Raw genomic sequence first — 15652 nt, 5'->3', positions numbered from 1 at the left:
AACCTTGCGCCCCCGCCGCCGCCAACAGCACCATGCATGCAGGGCGTCAATTTCGACGGCCCGGTGTGGAGGATCACAGCATGGTGCATCGCGAGCAACCGCAGAGCGAAGAGTTCGATGTCGTCGTCATCGGGTCGGGGGCAGGCGGGCTCTCAACCGCCGTCACGGCGGCGCACCGCGGCCTGCGCGTGCTCGTGCTCGAACGTGACCGTGTCTGCGGCGGCGCCACCTCACGCTCCGGCGGCTGGCTCTGGGCCCCCCGGAACGAGTTTGCGCTCGCCGACGGCGTCGACGAATCCACCGACGACATCAAGGCGTATCTGCGGGCCGTGACCGGCGACGACTTCGACGAGACCCGGGTCGACGCGTTTCTCGCGAGTGCACCCGAGATGGTGTCGTTCTTCGAGCATCAGACCGCGCTGCAGTTCGTGCCTGGCACGCGCATTTGCGATGTGTACGGCGATCTACCCCACGCGGGCACCGGGCACCGCTCGGTCGGGCCAAAACCCGTGAATGGCCGTGCGTTCTCGAAGCAGCTGCGTAAGCAGATGGCGCCGCAGTACTGGGAGACCTCGTTCCTGGGCATGGGCATCATGGCTGGCCCCGACCTCGCCGGGTTTCTCGCGGCGTCAAAATTCAAGCTCAGTGGCTGGTGGCACTCGGCGAAGCGCGTCGTGCGGTATCTGTTCGACGTGGTGACGACCGGCCAGGGCATGCACTTCGTGAACGGCATCGCGCTCACCGCGAGGCTGATGCAGTCGGCCGTCGACCGCGGCGTCGACATTCGCGTGCATCACAACGTCGTCGAACTCACCCGCGACGACAACGGCCGCGTGGTCGGCGTGCGTGCCGAGACGCCCCGGGGCATCCGCACGTTCCACGCTGCACGCGGTGTCGTCATCGCGAGCGGTGGATTCTCGGCCAACGCCACCATGCGACGGGAGTACTTCCCTCACAATCGCTCGGCGGACGACCACTGGACTCTCGCCCCCGCGACCGCTGACGGTTCTGGCATTGAACTCGGGCAATCGGTGGGTGGCACCTTCGACACGGGCGGCAAGACCGCCGCCGCGTGGTGCCCGGTGTCGCTCGTGCCGTATGTCAACGGCCGCACCGGGGTCTTTCCGCACATCATGGATCGCGCGAAGCCCGGCTCGATCGGCGTGCGCAGTGACGGCAAGCGGTTCGTGAACGAGGCGAACGGCTACTGGGATTACGTCACCGGACTGAACGAGGCCACCCCAACTGGTGAGGTCGCGGCCGCGTGGCAGATCGGCGACGCTCGCTTCGCCCGGCACTACCCCCTGGGGTTCGCCATGCCGCGCCCGGTGCCCAAGCTGCCGCACCTGCGATCTGGTTACCTGCTGAAATCAGACACGCTCGCGGGGCTCGCCGCGCTCTGCGGCATCGACGGCCGCCAGCTCGCGGAGACCGTTGCAGAGTTCAACCGCAACGCGAAGCGAGGCGTCGACCCCGAGTTCGGCCGCGGCACGACGCCGTTCAACCGGTACGGCGGCGACCCCGATGTTCGCCCGAACCCGACGCTCGCGCCCATCGAGCGGGGGCCGTTTTACGCGGTTCGCGTCGTGCAGGGCTCGTTCGGCACGTTCGCCGGGCTGCGCGCAGACGAGCGCGCACGACTGCTGTCGGAAACCGGCGAGGCGATCCCTGGCGCGTACGTCGTCGGAGCCGATCAGAAGAACGTGTTCGGCGGTCACTACCCGGCCGGTGGCATCAACATCGGCCCCGCCATGACCTTCGGGTACATCGCGGGCAATGAGCTCGCGGCGTCGTCACCGGCACTCGCGTAGCAACTCCGCACAGCAAATCGCGCACCTCACTTTTCATCCTCAACCCACCCGTACCAAGGAGCACCCCGTGTCACTATTCGCAGTCAGCTACCGTTACGCCGCCGGATCAGAAGCGGGCCGCGACGAGCACCGCCCCCTGCACCTCGAGTTCTTGCAGGGACTCTTCGACAGCGGCCAGCTCGTCGTCAGCGGCCCGACGGACCCGACGGGCGCTGAGCCGGGAGCCATGCTGATCATTCGGGGCGACTCGGCGGATCAGGTCGACCAGCTCATGGCTCAGGATCCGTTCGCGGAGCGCGGCTACGTCGAGCGCGTGGTGCGCGAGTGGGCGGTCAAGTTCGGGGCAGCGCGCCTCGAACCCGCGAGCGCCGCCCCCGCGAGCTCCGCGCCCGTAGAAGCGGAGTAGCCCCGTGCTCGCCGTTCGCACCATTGCCGCCGAGACCCTCGAATACGCCGATGTACCGCAGCCCGAGCTCGTGCCGGGTTCGGCGCTCGTGCGCATCGAGCACGTCACGCTGTGCGGCACGGATCTGCACATTTGGGAGGACGACTACACCTCAGAGCTCCCGCTGATTCAGGGGCACGAGCTCGCCGGCACGGTCATCGACGTTGCCCCCGATGTGGATCGCGTAGCGATCGGCGACCGCGTGGCCATCGATCCGCTCATCAGTTGTGGGGAGTGCCGTGCCTGCCGGGCCGGGCGCGGCAATGTCTGCCCGCAGCTCACGGTGTTCGGCTGCTACTCGGACGGTGGTCTCGTTGAGGTGCTGCGCGTCAAGGCGCCAAAACTGCACCGCATCCCCACCGGGGTGCCGACCGACCTGGGCGCGATTGCCGAACCGACGGCGATTGCGCTGCAGGCCGTGGCCCGAGGCCGCGCGACGGCCGAAGACACTGCCGTGGTGCTCGGCGTTGGTCCCATCGGGCTGCTCGCGACGCTCGCGCTGCACGACCTCGGCGCGCGCGTGGTGGCGGCCGACACCGACGCCGACCGTCTCGAGCTCGCCCGCGAGTTCGGCGCCGACGACACGATCCTCGTCACCGCCGATGAGGTTTTCCCGGGCGCCGCAGGCGCCGCCGCGCTCCACCGCCTCAGCGGCGACGACGGGCCGAGCCTGGTCATCGAGGCGACCGGCGTGCCGGCGTCGCTGGAAAACGGGCTGCGCGTGGTCGCCGCTGGCGGCCGCGTCGTGCAGGTCGGCATCTCGACCCGGCCGACCGGATTCCCCCTGAATCTCCTCGCGTTCAAAGAGGTCGACCTGCTGGGCAGCCGCAACAGCACCGGGCTGATCCCCGATGCCCTGCAGCTGATCGGCCGCCACCCCGATCGCGTACGCAATCTGATCACGCATCGATTCCCGGCCGAGCAGCTCGATCGCGCATTCCACACCATGCGCGACCGCAGCCAGCGCGTCGGTAAGATCCTGATCGATATGCCGGCGGGAGCGGCAGCATGATCGCCACGCCGGTCGCAGAATTGCCGGATCGCTCCGACGTCATCGTGATCGGCTCGGGGGCCGCGGGGCTCACCGCAGCCGTGCGGGCGGCCGATTCGGGGGCGACCGTCACGGTGCTCGAAAAGGCCGCCCTGTTCGGCGGCACCACCGCTGTCGGCGGCGGCGTCATCTGGGCGCCCGCGAATCCGCTGAGCGCGGCCGCCGGGTATGACGATTCGCCCGCACAGGCGAGCAGCTACCTGGCAGCGGCTGCCGATCGGCTCACGCCAGAGGAGGTCGCTTGGTTCGTAGCGAGCGCGCCGCGCGCCGTCGAGTATTTGCAGAGCAGCACCCGCGTCTCGCTCGTGCCGCTCGCGCGCCCCGACTACCGGCTCGAGTGGGAGGGTGCGACCGAGGGCGGACGCAGCCTCGACAACGCCGCGTTCGACGTCGGTGCGGTGCCCGGTCTGCGTGAGGCGATCCGCCCGTCCTCGTATTTCCCGCTGCTCACGATGGCGGAGCGCGATGAGCTGAACGGGCAGGCGCCCGACGCGGCCCTGCTGCAGCGGCGTGCCGCCGACGGCGTGCGCACCATGGGCGGTGCGCTCGTCGCCAGCCTGCTGGTCTCAGCGCTGGATCGTGGCGTCACCGTCACAGCGGGAGCCCGGGTGACCGGGCTCGAGCGCGAGGCCGACGACGGCTGGCTGCTCACGGTCGACGGCCGTGAGCTGCGGGCACGCTCGGTGGTGATCGCGTCCGGCGGTTTCGAGTGGAGCCCCGAGTTGCAGGCCGCCTTCTTGCCCCACCCCATCGTGCCGATCTCGGCTCCGTCAAACGAGGGCGACGGGCTGCGGCTCGGGCTCGCGGTCGGCGCCGCGGTCGCCGAGATGACCACGTTCTGGGGTGTGCCGGTCATCACGCCGCCGTCGCAAACGCTCGAGGGCAAGCAGTCGGGCCGCATGGGAAACGTCGAGATGACGCTCCCCGGGTCCATCACTGTGTCGGCGAGCGGGCGACGCTTCGTGAACGAGGCGCTCAACTATCACGACGTCAGCCGCGTGTTCGGCGGCATTGACCCGCGGCGACTCAGCGCTGTGGGGGAGCCAGCGTGGCTGGTCTTCGATCAGCGCTACCGCGACAACTATCCGGTGGCGGGCATCGCGAGTGACACGGGTGTTGACTGGATCGTGAGCGCCCCCACGCCGGAGCAGCTCGCCGAGCTCATCGGCGTTGACCCGCAGGGGCTCGCCGAGCAGATCGCTGAGTTCAATACGGACGCTGCTCTCGGCGTCGACACGGCGTTCGGCCGCGGCGACACCCCGCAGGATCGATTCCTCGGCGACGGGCGCGTCACGCCGAACCCGTGCCTGCGCCCACTCGACACCGCGCCCTTCTATGCGGTGCGCGTGCACTGCGGCACGCTCGGCACGAGTGGCGGGATTGCAACCGACACTGCGGGGCGCGTGCTGGGGCACGACGGCCGCGCGATCCCGGGCCTGTTTGCCGCGGGAAACGCCTCGGCTTCGGTGTTCCGCGGGGCGTACCCGGGTGGCGGAGCGACCCTCGGCTCAGCGGTCGTGCGGGCATTCTGCGTCGGCGAACAGCTGGCGAACGATCACTCGCGAGTGGCGGCGGGCTCTGATGCGACACCCGCCAGCCCCGTGAAACCTGCGAGCACTGTGAAACCTGCGAGCACTGTGAACCCTGCGACCCTGTGAACCCGACCGGCCAGGGCGTCAGCCAGCCCGGCCAGAATTGAGAGAAACGGCATGACTGTCTCCCCAGCCACGAGCATCCCGCTCAGCACCGGCGCTGCGCCAGCCACGCTCGTGCACGGCGATGAAATCGATCTGCTCGTCGTCGGTGCCGGCGGCGCGGGTCTGTCGGCGGCCGTGTACGGGGCGCTCGCGGGCCTCGCGACCGCCGTCGTCGAACGCACCGAGTACGTGGGTGGCACAACGGCTTATACCGCGGGCACCACGTGGGTGCCCGGCACAACCCACGCCGCGGAGGTCGCGGCCGAGGCTGAACCGGCCGACAGTATCGCCGAGGCGGGGGAGTTTCTCGACGCCGCCGTGGGGCCGCACTCCCCGAAGTCACTGCGCGACGCGTTCTTGGCGCTCGGGCCCGAGGCGGTCGCCGCCATGGAGCAGGGCTCGCACGTGAGCTACCGCGCGCGCAGCGTGCACCCGGACTACTTGACTCAGCTGCCGGGCGCCCGTCTCTCCGGTCGCGCGCTTGAGCCCTACGCATTCGACGGCGCGCAGTTGGGTGAACGACTCGCGCTCGTGCGGCCACCGCTGCCCGAGTTCACCGCGTTCGGTGGGATGTCGCTCGAGCGCGACGACATCGCGCACCTGCTCGGCGCGCACCCCGAAGACGAGTCGCGCAGTCACCTCCTCGCGCTGCGGCGCACGTACCGCGACTCGGTTCGGGATCACGGCCGGGATGCGCGCCGAACGATGGGCAACGCGTTGATCGCCGGCCTGCTGCACACGCTCGATGAGCGCGGGGTGCCGGTGCTGACGCAAAGCGAAGTCGCGTCGGTGAGCGAAGCAAGCTCGGCTGACCCGGCAGTGGGCGGGTACTGGGTGTCGATTCGCACCGCCGACGGCGAGATCGAGGTGCTGGCGCGCAATATCGTGTTCGCGACGGGCGGGTTCAATCGCGACCCGCTGCGCCGAGCGGAGCTGCTCCCGGGGCACCCCGTCGACTGGTGCCCCGGAGCCCCCGGGCACACCGGGCAGGCGCACGCGATCGTTGACGCCCTCGGGGGCAGGTACGGTCGAGCTGCGTTTGCGCACACCTACTACGCGCCCGTCTCGCGCAGGCAACGGGACGACGGGAGCTGGGCCGTGTTCCCGCACTTCGTGATGGATCGGGCCAAACCGCACATGATCGTCGTCGACCAGGCGGGGCGGCGCTACCTCAACGAGGCGACGAGCTACCACCTGTTCGGGGCCCGTATGGTGCAGCAGAATCACGAGAATCCGGGCGCGAGTACGCCGTCGTTCCTCATTACTGACGCCGAGGGAATGCGGCGCTACGGCCTCGGCGTAGTGCGCCCGTTCCAGCGCGAGCGCGTGCTGGCACAGTACATCGCGGAGGGCTATCTCTTCCGGGCCGAGTCAGTTGCAGCGCTCGCGGAACAGCTCAACGTGCCGGGCGAGACGCTCGAAACCACGATCGCGCGCACAAACTCGGCGGCCGCGCGCGGCGAGGACCCCGACTTTCACCGGGGCAGCAACGCATACGAACGTTTCAACGGCGACCCCGCCTCGGAAACCGGGCACCCGAACGTGGCCCCGGTCGACGGCGCGCCCTACTACGCGGTGCAGATCTTCCCAGGCGACATCGGGGCGGCGACCGGATATGTCACCGATGAGACCGCCGCCGTGCTGGGCGCCGATGGCGGACCCATCGGGGGCATCTACGCGGTCGGCAACGACATGCAGTCGGTGATGGGCGGTACCTACCCCGCGCCTGGAATCACGATCGGCCCCGGCCTCGTGTTCGCGTACGCCGCGGTGCGCGACATCGCGGCCCGCAGGGCTGCGGGGTAGGCGGGAGGCGTGGGGTGGGCGTTGTAGGCGTGTGCTGAGCCCCTCGCCGGCTGCCGAGCCCCTCTTGAGTCGCCGTGCCCCTCTTGAGTCGCCGTGCCCCTCTTTAGTCGCCGAGCCCCTCCCGCGTCACCGACCGTCGTGCCCCTCTCGTGCTGCCGAGCCCCTCTCGTGCTGCCGAGCCCCTCTCTAGTTACCGAGCCCCTCCGGGTCATCGCGTTATTGGGTAGGGAATCGGCGACTAGAGAGGGGCTCGGCAAGCACAAAGGGGTTCGGCGAGAACCGAGGGCTCGGAGAGGGCGACGCAGCGACGCCGCCGCCTCTACCACCACCACTTATCGAATGCGCTCGTACCCGGCGAGCAAGATGCGTTCGGCGAGCAACAGGTACTCCTCGAGGCGGGCAGCAGCTTCGTCCGCCTGGCCGGCCTCGAGCAGTTCGAGGATCTCGCGGTTGCGCTCCACAAACGGGGCGTGCAGGTACTCAGGGTCGGCGATCAATCCGAAGGCGAGCCGCAACTCGGTGGCGAGCCGCTCGTGCAGCTGGCTGAGCCGCGGGCTGTCGGTGAGCTCAAAGATCGCGCGGTGAAACGCGATGTTGGCGGTGGCGACGTCGGGCCACTCATCACGATCGCGCGCATCGATGGCCGACTCGAACGCCGCGCGCATGCGCGCGATGGCGGGGTGCCTCGGGATCGCCTGCGCGACGGCCTGCACCTCGACGAGCCGCCGCACCCGGTAGACGTCGATGATCGTGCTGATGCTGGGCACCGCGACATAGGTTCCCTTATTCGGGATCTGCGTGAGCAGGCCTTCCTGGCTGAGCGACTTGAAGGCCTCCCGCAGCGTATTGCGCGAGATGCGCAGGGACTCGGCAAGCTTTGCCTCCGGCGCGCGCTCACCCGGTTTCAGGTCACCGTTCGCAATGCGGGCGCGGATCTCATTCGCTGCCTCGACCGAGCGGGACGTGCTCTCGCTGCTCGAAGACGCGGAGGCGTCGGAGTCGGTTGCCATGGTGCGAGCGTACCCGACAGTCAACAATCGCCCACGAGTTCCCATCCAACCGCGGCTAAATGTTCAACTAGAATAATTGCATTGTTCAACAATACGACGTAGTGTGAGGGCCACGTGCTCGATCCGCAAAGATGCGAAGGGGAAGTACCAGGCATGAACGATCACACCTCATCTCAGAATGGGACGGACGACCAAGTCTCGGTTCCCGGGCCGGCGACGGTCGTCAGCGGCACGGTCGGCGGTTTCGCGAAGTCGCGCCGAGCATCGCTGATCGGGGCCATCTTCATGATGGCGACATCGGCTATCGGCCCCGGATTCATCACCCAGACCGCCACGTTCACGGCGACCCTCGGAGCCGCCTTCGCGTTCGGCATCCTCGCCTCGATCTTGATCGACTTCGTGGTGCAGGCGAACATCTGGCAGGTCATCACGCTCTCGGGCAAGCGGGCCGCGGAGCTCGCCAACGCCGCGATTCCCTACAGCGGATTCCTGCTCTCGGTGCTCGTCATCATTGGCGGCCTGGTCTTCAACATCGGCAATATCGCGGGCGCCGGGCTCGGACTCAACGCCATGCTCGGACTCGATCCGAAGATTGGCGGCGCCATCAGCGCGCTGCTCGCGGTCGGCATCTTCCTCTCGCGGCGGGCGGGATTCCTGCTCGATCGGGCGATGATCGCGTTCGGCGTGCTGATGATCCTGCTCGTTGTCATTGTCGCGATCATCGCGAACCCGCCCGTGGGCGAGGCGCTGCGCCAGACGGTACTGCCCGACAACATCGACTTCGCCGCGATCACGACGATCGTCGGCGGCACCGTCGGTGGCTACATCACCTACGCAGGCGCGCACAAGCTGCTGGATTCCGGCACCGCGGGCCCCGAGAACATCAGAGAGGTCACGCGATCGGCGTTCACCGGCATCGCAATCACTGGTGTGATGCGCTACGTACTCTTCTTGGCGTTCCTCGGCGTCACGGCGAGCGGCGTCGTGCTCGACCTCTCGGCGAACCCCGCCGCACAGGCGTTCGAATCGGCCGCGGGCGAGTGGGGCATGCGCGCCTTCGGTCTCGTGCTTTGGGCCGCCGGCATCTCGAGCGTGATCGGCGCGGCGTTCACGTCGGTTTCGTTCATGACGGTGTTCAGCGCGAAGCTCAACCAGCGGCGACGCAACCTCGTGACGGTCGCGTTTATCGCTGTGGGCCTCGCGGCATACTTGATCATGGGCACGACGCCGGTCGCGCTGCTGGTCTTTGCGGGCGGCTTCAACGGTTTGATCCTGCCCATCGGGCTCACCGTCTTTATGTACATCGCGCTGTTCCGACGGGACCTGCTGGGAGGCCACCGCATCAGGCTCTGGCTGGTGGCGCTCGGCGTGATCGTGACGGCGCTCACCTGGTACATGGGCGTCATGTCGTTCGCCCAGATCTTCGAGTTTCTCTCGGCGTAGCCCCGGCGGCGCGAGTTTCACACGCATACAAGGAGCACACTGTGACGATGCACGTAGATCTCAACAGCGACCTGGGCGAGCACTTCGGCTCGTGGCACATGGGCGACGACGCCGCGATGCTCGAGGTCGTCACGAGCGCGAACGTGGCGTGCGGATTTCACGCGGGCGATCCCAAGTCGATCCTTGGCACGCTGCGGCTCGCTGCCGAGCGCGGCGTGGCCGTGGGGGCGCACGTCGCGTACCCCGATCTCGTCGGGTTCGGACGCCGCCCAATGAAACTGTCGCGGGACGAGCTCTTCGCCGATGTCGCCTATCAGATCGGCGCACTGCGGGGCCTCGCGGAGGTCGCCGGAACCACCGTCACGTACGTCAAACCCCACGGTGCGCTCTACAACAGCATCGCCTTCAACGAGGCCGAGGCCGAAGCGGTGATTGCCGCGATCCGGGCCGTTGACCCCGCGCTCGCCCTCGTCTGCCTCGCGTCATCGCCACTCGTGCAGCAGGCTGAGGCCGCGGGCCTCCGGGCGGTGCCAGAAGCATTCGCGGATCGCGCCTACGAGCCGACCGGCGCACTCGTGTCACGCGGCGAAGCCGGGGCGGTGCTGAGTGACCCGAACGAGGTCGCCGAGCGCATGCTGCGCCTCGTGCAGACGGGCACGGTCGTCGCGCGCGACGGCAGCAGCGTCGCGGTCGCGGCCGAATCCATCTGCGTGCACGGTGACAGCCCGGCGGCGGTCGAAATGGCGCGGGCGGTGCGGGATCGCCTCGTGTCCGCCGGGGTCACCCTCGCAGGCTTCGCCGCGATCGGGGCAGCATGACGGGCCGAGAAACTCTGGAGCCCACGATCCGTGCGGCTGGATCGGCGGCGGTGCTGCTGGACCTCGGCAACCTCGACGCCGCGCTGCGCGCGTTCGCGCTGCTCGTCCAGGCGCGGGATCGCGGCGAGCTCGTCGTCGACGACCTCGTGCCCGCTGCCGCGACCGTGCTCGTCGCCGGCGGTGAGGCGCGCGACGCGCGAGCGCTCGCCGCAAAGCTGCGGCGGCTCTTGGCCGGTGATGGTGCCGGTGCGGACTCCGGTGTCGGCGACCCCAGCAGCGCCGGGACCGTCGCCGACGCATCGCCCGCGACCGTGATCCCCGTGCACTACACGGGCGAAGATCTCGCAGAGGTCGCCGCGCTCACCGGTATGAGTCAGCAGGCGGTGATCGACCGGCACGTCGCGGCCGAGTACACGGTCGCCTTCACCGGTTTCGCGCCCGGCTTCGCCTATCTCTCTGGCGGCGATCCGCTGCTCGAGGTACCGCGCCGCGCGACACCGCGACCTCGCATCCAGCCCGGCTCGGTCGGCCTGGCCGGGCCGTTCTCGGGCGTCTACCCGCGCGAAAGCCCCGGCGGATGGCAGATCATCGGCCTCACCGAACACAAGATGTGGGACCTCACCCGCGAGCACCCCGCGGCCCTGGTCGCTGGTGGCACCGTGCGTTTCGAGGTCGCGCGGGAATCCGTGGTGGGGTCCGGGAGAAGCGCGCCCCCGGAAGCGCCGACCGCGGAGCTAGCTCCAGCGGAGATGCCGGATCAATCGGTTTCCGTTCTGCGCGTGCTCGACGCCGGGCTGCAGTCGCTGATTGAAGACGGTGGCCGCCACGGCGCCTCGGGGATGGGCGTCGGCGAGTCTGGCACGGCCATCCGCGGTGCGTATCGCGAGGCCAACCGCCTCGTCGGCAATGAACCGGGCGCGGCAGCCATTGAATTGAGCCACGGCGGCTTCGCGCTTGAGGCCATCGCGGCGACTGTGCTCGCGATCACGGGTGCTGAGCGAGCGAATCAGATCACGGGCCCGTTCGGATCGCGACGGGCGCCCCACGCGGTGCCGTTCCGGCTGAGCGCGGGGGAGCTTGTGACGCTGCAGGCTCCGGCTCGGGGACTCCGCACGATTGTCGGTGTTCGCGGCGGCATTGACGCGCCACCCGTGCTCGGCAGTAGATCCCGCGACACGCTCGCGGGGCTGGGGCCCGAGCCCCTCGAAGTCGGCAACGAGCTCGCGGTGGTTGGCACGCGCTCGCCGGTCGAGGAGCCCGGCGCTGCATCCGGCCTCGGCGATCCGGCACCGCTTCCCGTCTCCGGCGAAACCACCGAGCTGCGCGTCGTCTTCGGCCCCCGTGATGACTGGTTTGACCCGCAGGCGCTCGCCGCCTTCACCGACGAGCGCTGGGAGGTCACGCCCCGCAGCGACCGCGTCGGTGTTCGCCTCGCTGGGCGGGCGGTGGCGCGCGCCTCGGAGTATCAGGGGCGCGAGCTGCCGAGTGAGGGGATGGTGCTCGGCGCGATTCAGGTGCCGCCCGACGGTCAGCCAGTGCTGTTCCTTGCGGATCGGCCGCTGACCGGCGGGTATCCCGTGATCGCCGTTGTGCACGACGACGACCTCGAACTTGCCGCGCAACTTCCGCCGGGCAGTTTCGTGCGGTTCGTGCGGGCAGTTCCGGCTGTGACGCCAGTGCTGGCCGTGCCGAGCATCGACGCAACTTCGATTCACCGGGCTCAGGCCCACGACAACGTGCAGGACGCAGACTCATGACGCTGACAAAGATTCTCATTGCCAACCGGGGCGAGATTGCGGTGCGGGTGATCCGCGCGGCGAAGGAGGCCGGGATCGCGAGCGTCGCGGTCTACGCCGACGAAGACGCCGACGCGCTGCACGTGCGACTCGCTGACGAGGCGTACTCACTCGACGGGCGGTTGCCAGCCGACAGCTACCTGAACATCGCGAAGCTGCTCGCGGTGGCGGAGCGCGCCGGGGTCGACGCGATCCATCCCGGCTATGGCTTTCTTTCTGAGCGAGCCGACTTTGCGCAGGCGGTGATTGACGCCGGTCTCGCGTGGATCGGACCCGACCCCGGCACCATTGAGCTGCTCGGCAACAAGGCGCGGGCGCGCACGCTCGCGGCGGAGGTGGGTGCGCCGCTCGTGCCCGGCACGCAGGGGGCCGTGCGCGACGTCGACGACGTGCTCGCCTTCGCCGATCAGCACGGAATGCCGATCGTGATCAAGGCCGTGTTCGGCGGCGGCGGGCGCGGCATGCGCGTGGTCCGCGACCGCGCGGAGATCCGGGAGGCCTACGACGCCGCCGTGCGCGAGGCGGTCGCCGCGTTCGGGCAGGGTGAGTGCCTGGTCGAGCGGTTTCTCGACAGGCCGCGGCACATTGAGGCCCAGGTGCTCGGCGATCGCCACGGACGCATCGCCGTCATCGGAACGCGCGACTGCTCGCTGCAGCGGCGCAATCAGAAGCTTGTGGAGGAGGCGCCCGCGCCGTTTCTCAGCGATGCGCTGCGCGAGCGCATCCACCGGGCCGCGGCCGATGTCTGCGGCGCAGCCGGCTACGTCAGCGCGGGCACGGTCGAATTTCTGCTCGGCGACGACGGCACGCTCTCGTTCCTTGAAGTGAATACGCGGCTGCAGGTGGAGCACCCGGTCACCGAGCAGGTCACGGGTGTCGACCTCGTCCAAGAACAGTTTCGCATCGCGGCGGGGGAGCCGATGTCGGTTCCCGAGACGCTGCCGACGTTCGGTCACGCGATTGAGTTTCGCATCAACGCGGAGGATCCGGGGCTCGGCTTCCTGCCGACCCCCGGCATGATCGAGCGCTTTGACGTGCCCAGCGGCCAGGGGGTGCGACTCGATTCCGGCGTGGATGCCGGGTACGCCGTGCCCGGCAGCTTCGACTCCATGCTCGCGAAACTCATCGTGTGGGGCAGTGACCGCGAGCAGGCGCTCGCCCGCGCCCGACGCGCGCTCGGCGAGTTCGAGGTCGAGGGCGTGGCGACGGTGCTGCCGTTTGCGCGATACATCGTCACGGACCCGGCGTTCACGGCCCCGACCGGGGATTTTCAGGTGCACACCCGCTGGATCGAGGAGGAGTGCACCGCGACCTTCGACCCCGCTCCGGCAGTGTCGGCCCCGGCCGAGCCGCGACTCAAGCGCGCCCGCATCGAACTCGACGGGCGGATGGTGCAGCTCGGGTTGCCCGAGGAGTTGCTGGGGTTGTTGGGTGGGGGTGGTGGCGTCGGCGGCGGTGGTGGGGGCGTCGATGGTGGGGGTGAGTTTGCCGATCTGGGTGTTGGGGTCGGGGTTGGCGCTGGTGCTGGTGCCGACGCTGGCCAGCTCGTCGCCCCGTTCGCTGGCACACTGAGCGCCTGGAAGGTGGAGAACGGGGCTGCTGTCTCTGAAGGCGAGACCGTAGCGGTGCTCGAAGCCATGAAAATGGAGGTCCCCATCAAGGCTCCGCGCGCAGGAACCCTCACCCACCTGGCCCAACCCGGCGAACCGCTCGCAGCCAACGCCCCGCTCGGCTCGATCGCGGCGTAGCGGCGGGCCGCCGGGCGGTGCCCGCCCGCGGCCCACCCGCCCCGCCGCCCGCCCGCAAACCCCGCCGAGCACGAGGGTTTCCCGTGAAACGGAGGGCTTTTTCGCACGATTAACCCTCGCGTTCGGCGGAAACCCTCGTGGTCAGCGGGGTCAGCGGGGTCAGCGGGGTCAGCTGGGTCAGCGGGGCCCGCAGGGCCATCGGGTGGGCTAGTGCGGGCCAGCCGAGGCGGCGTCGCCGAGAACCACCGCGAGTTGGTGCTCAATGTGCGCGGTGACTTCTGCGTCGCTCGGGGCGCTCACCGTACCGCTCACGCTCGCCGCGCTCGCCGTAGCGCTCGCTGCCGCAGCGCCCGCGCCCAGCGCGAGCAGCATGACCGCCGACGTGATCTGCGCGACGGCCGCCGCGCGGTGCGCGTCGAAACCGTCGTGCGACCGCAGCGCCGCAGCGATGCGTGACTCGGTTTCGGCCGCGATTTCTCGGGCCGCCGCGTGGTGTGGCTCGGTGGGATCGCCGAACACCATCTCCCGCAGATAGGTGCGACCGTTGGCGATGTGCTTCCGATTGCACTCGACGATCGGCCGAACGTACGCCATCACTGAATCCAGCGGAGAGCGCGCCTCCGATGCGGCGGCTTCGCCGCGATCCAGCGCTTCTATATACAGCGCATTCTGCACGAGCAGCAGCAACTCGCCCTTGTTCTTGGCATAGAGAAAGAGCGTACCCGTGCCGATATCGGCGGCATCCGCGATCTCCTGCGTCGTGACCTCGTCGATGCCGCGCGCCGCGAAGAGTGCGATGGCGGCTGCGGTGATGCGCGCGAGCTTCTGCTGCTTGTTGCGCTCGCGACGCCCCTGCGGCGCTTCGCTGAAACCGGACATCGCTTCCCTCGGAATAAAACATGACTACACTCAGTTATGAGTTTAGTCGGTAGTGATTGACAGGTGCGTGACTCCGCACTCGGATCACCACGATACTTCCAACCGGCATTACCAGGTGCGTTCAGGCGCAGAGAGAAGACGAGATGCAGGCATTCAGCATTGGTGGCTACGGGCAAGCGCTTCAGCTCACCGAGACCAGTGAGCCCACCGTTGGTGACCACGATGTGCTCATCGATGTGCGCGCCGCGAGCGTGAACCAGCTCGACATCAAGATCGCTGAGGGTGAGTTCAAGAGCCTGATGTCGTTCGACTTCCCGCTCACACTCGGGCACGACACGGCTGGAACGGTCATCGGTGCCGGATCGAAGGTTACGCGATTCGCCGCCGGCGACCGCGTCTTTGGGCGACCCCGTGACGGTCGCATCGGCACTTTTGCGGAGCGCATTGCGGTCCACGAAAACGACCTCGCGCTCGTCCCGACAGCGAGCACGTGGGAAGACGCGGCGTCACTTCCGCTCGTCGCGCTGACCGCGTGGCAGGCGCTCGTCGACGTCGGCAAGGTGCAGCCCGGGCAGCGTGTGCTCATCCACGCGGGAGCGGGTGGAGTGGGTTCGATCGCGATCCAAATCGCCAAGCATCTCGGTGCGACGGTCGCGACCACCGCGAGCGCGCGCAACGAAGAACTCGTACGCAGTCTGGGAGCGGATATCGTGATCGACTATCGCAGCCAAGACTTCGAGTCCGAACTGAGCGACTACGACTTCGTGCTCGACGGCGTTGGCGGCGAAAGCCTGCAGAAGTCACTGCGCGTATTGCGCCCCGGCGGGCGAGCGGTGGGCATCGCGGGACCGCCGACGCCAGAGTTCGCGCGGAGTATCGGTGCGAACGTGATCGTGAAGACCGCGATCGCGGCGCTCAGCGCGAAGGTCCGCAGGCAGGCCAGAAAGCTGGACGTCAATTACGACTTCCTCTGGATGCGCGCCAGTGGGCAGCAGCTCGAGCAGATCGCCACGCTGGTCGACCGCGGCGTGATCCGCCCACTCGTTGGCGAGGTGTTCTCGTTCGACAACACGCCCGCTGCCGTGGCGGCGCTCGCCGCGGGCGGGCGGGCGGGGAAGGTCGTGGTGCGGCGGGAGTAGGGGCGGCGG

12 protein-coding genes are annotated in these 15652 nt (G+C 68.9%); 10 read left to right on the top strand and 2 right to left on the bottom strand.

The annotated features are described in order from the left end of the window. The first annotated feature begins 80 nt into the window (after nt 1-80). From ACFWHR_RS00720 to ACFWHR_RS00700, 5 genes are all read left to right on the top strand, one after another. On the top strand, nt 81-1811 hold the full coding sequence (locus ACFWHR_RS00720; RefSeq protein WP_382446354.1) for an FAD-dependent oxidoreductase: 1731 nt from the start codon (nt 81-83) through the stop codon (nt 1809-1811). 67 nt (nt 1812-1878) lie between these two features. Continuing rightward, nucleotides 1879-2217 (top strand): YciI family protein, encoded by a 339-nt coding sequence (locus ACFWHR_RS00715; RefSeq protein ID WP_382446353.1) that lies wholly within the window; start codon nt 1879-1881, stop codon nt 2215-2217. 4 nt (nt 2218-2221) lie between these two features. Beyond that, a complete protein-coding gene (locus ACFWHR_RS00710; protein WP_382446352.1) occupies nt 2222-3268 on the top strand; it encodes a zinc-binding dehydrogenase in 1047 nt (348 codons plus the stop codon). Next, entirely contained in the window at nt 3265-4965 is a 1701-nt protein-coding gene (locus ACFWHR_RS00705) for an FAD-dependent oxidoreductase (protein WP_382446351.1), read from the top strand. Before ACFWHR_RS00710 ends, ACFWHR_RS00705 begins: the two co-directional genes overlap by 4 nt. 51 nt (nt 4966-5016) lie before the next feature. Further along, nucleotides 5017-6810, top strand: coding sequence for an FAD-dependent oxidoreductase (locus ACFWHR_RS00700; protein WP_382446350.1), 1794 nt, complete (start codon nt 5017-5019; stop codon nt 6808-6810). Nucleotides 6811-7142: 332 nt separating this feature from the next. On the opposite strand, the gene ACFWHR_RS00695 is transcribed toward ACFWHR_RS00700, so the two are convergent. Then, entirely contained in the window at nt 7143-7820 is a 678-nt protein-coding gene (locus ACFWHR_RS00695) for a GntR family transcriptional regulator (RefSeq protein ID WP_382446349.1), read from the bottom strand. A 153-nt stretch (nt 7821-7973) separates the two neighbouring features. On the opposite strand from ACFWHR_RS00695, the gene ACFWHR_RS00690 reads away from it, so the two are divergent. Genes ACFWHR_RS00690 through ACFWHR_RS00675 form a run of 4 tightly spaced genes read left to right on the top strand, consistent with a single transcriptional unit; the run spans nt 7974 to nt 13625 of the window. Further along, complete coding sequence (locus tag ACFWHR_RS00690) at nt 7974-9263, top strand: NRAMP family divalent metal transporter (RefSeq protein ID WP_382446348.1); 1290 nt, start codon at nt 7974-7976, stop codon at nt 9261-9263. A gap of 47 nt (nt 9264-9310) precedes the next feature. Further along, nucleotides 9311-10081: a LamB/YcsF family protein gene (locus ACFWHR_RS00685; protein ID WP_382447733.1), complete on the top strand. Its 771-nt coding sequence runs from the start codon at nt 9311-9313 to the stop codon at nt 10079-10081. Next, nucleotides 10078-11838, top strand: a complete 1761-nt coding sequence (locus tag ACFWHR_RS00680) for a carboxyltransferase domain-containing protein (protein ID WP_382446347.1) — start codon at nt 10078-10080, stop codon at nt 11836-11838. The genes ACFWHR_RS00685 and ACFWHR_RS00680 overlap by 4 nt, the downstream gene beginning before the upstream one ends. Beyond that, nucleotides 11835-13625, top strand: a complete 1791-nt coding sequence (locus tag ACFWHR_RS00675) for an acetyl/propionyl/methylcrotonyl-CoA carboxylase subunit alpha (RefSeq protein ID WP_382446346.1) — start codon at nt 11835-11837, stop codon at nt 13623-13625. Before ACFWHR_RS00680 ends, ACFWHR_RS00675 begins: the two co-directional genes overlap by 4 nt. A gap of 207 nt (nt 13626-13832) precedes the next feature. On the opposite strand, the gene ACFWHR_RS00670 is transcribed toward ACFWHR_RS00675, so the two are convergent. After that, nucleotides 13833-14504 (bottom strand): TetR/AcrR family transcriptional regulator, encoded by a 672-nt coding sequence (locus ACFWHR_RS00670; RefSeq protein ID WP_382446345.1) that lies wholly within the window; start codon nt 14502-14504, stop codon nt 13833-13835. 143 nt (nt 14505-14647) lie between these two features. Between ACFWHR_RS00670 and ACFWHR_RS00665 the strand changes: the two genes are divergently transcribed. Further along, nucleotides 14648-15643 carry an NADP-dependent oxidoreductase gene (locus ACFWHR_RS00665; RefSeq protein ID WP_382446344.1) on the top strand — a complete coding sequence of 332 codons (996 nt, stop codon included), beginning with the start codon at nt 14648-14650 and terminating at the stop codon, nt 15641-15643. Nucleotides 15644-15652: the final 9 nt, after the last annotated feature.

The sequence above is a fragment of the Leucobacter sp. NPDC058333 genome (assembly GCF_042726155.1).
GTDB lineage: Bacteria > Actinomycetota > Actinomycetes > Actinomycetales > Microbacteriaceae > Leucobacter.
Note: the sequence above shows the minus strand (reverse complement) of the source record. Positions and strands in the feature narration are given on the sequence as shown.

Coding starts and splice junctions, on each gene's coding strand:
- ACFWHR_RS00720 (WP_382446354.1), top strand. CDS start 81: ATGGTGCATCGCGAGCAACCGCAGAGCGAAGAGTTCGATGTCGTCGTC.
- ACFWHR_RS00705 (WP_382446351.1), top strand. CDS start 3,265: ATGATCGCCACGCCGGTCGCAGAATTGCCGGATCGCTCCGACGTCATC.
- ACFWHR_RS00700 (WP_382446350.1), top strand. CDS start 5,017: ATGACTGTCTCCCCAGCCACGAGCATCCCGCTCAGCACCGGCGCTGCG.
- ACFWHR_RS00695 (WP_382446349.1), bottom strand. CDS start 7,820: ATGGCAACCGACTCCGACGCCTCCGCGTCTTCGAGCAGCGAGAGCACG.
- ACFWHR_RS00690 (WP_382446348.1), top strand. CDS start 7,974: ATGAACGATCACACCTCATCTCAGAATGGGACGGACGACCAAGTCTCG.
- ACFWHR_RS00685 (WP_382447733.1), top strand. CDS start 9,311: ATGCACGTAGATCTCAACAGCGACCTGGGCGAGCACTTCGGCTCGTGG.
- ACFWHR_RS00680 (WP_382446347.1), top strand. CDS start 10,078: ATGACGGGCCGAGAAACTCTGGAGCCCACGATCCGTGCGGCTGGATCG.
- ACFWHR_RS00675 (WP_382446346.1), top strand. CDS start 11,835: ATGACGCTGACAAAGATTCTCATTGCCAACCGGGGCGAGATTGCGGTG.
- ACFWHR_RS00670 (WP_382446345.1), bottom strand. CDS start 14,504: ATGTCCGGTTTCAGCGAAGCGCCGCAGGGGCGTCGCGAGCGCAACAAG.
- ACFWHR_RS00665 (WP_382446344.1), top strand. CDS start 14,648: ATGCAGGCATTCAGCATTGGTGGCTACGGGCAAGCGCTTCAGCTCACC.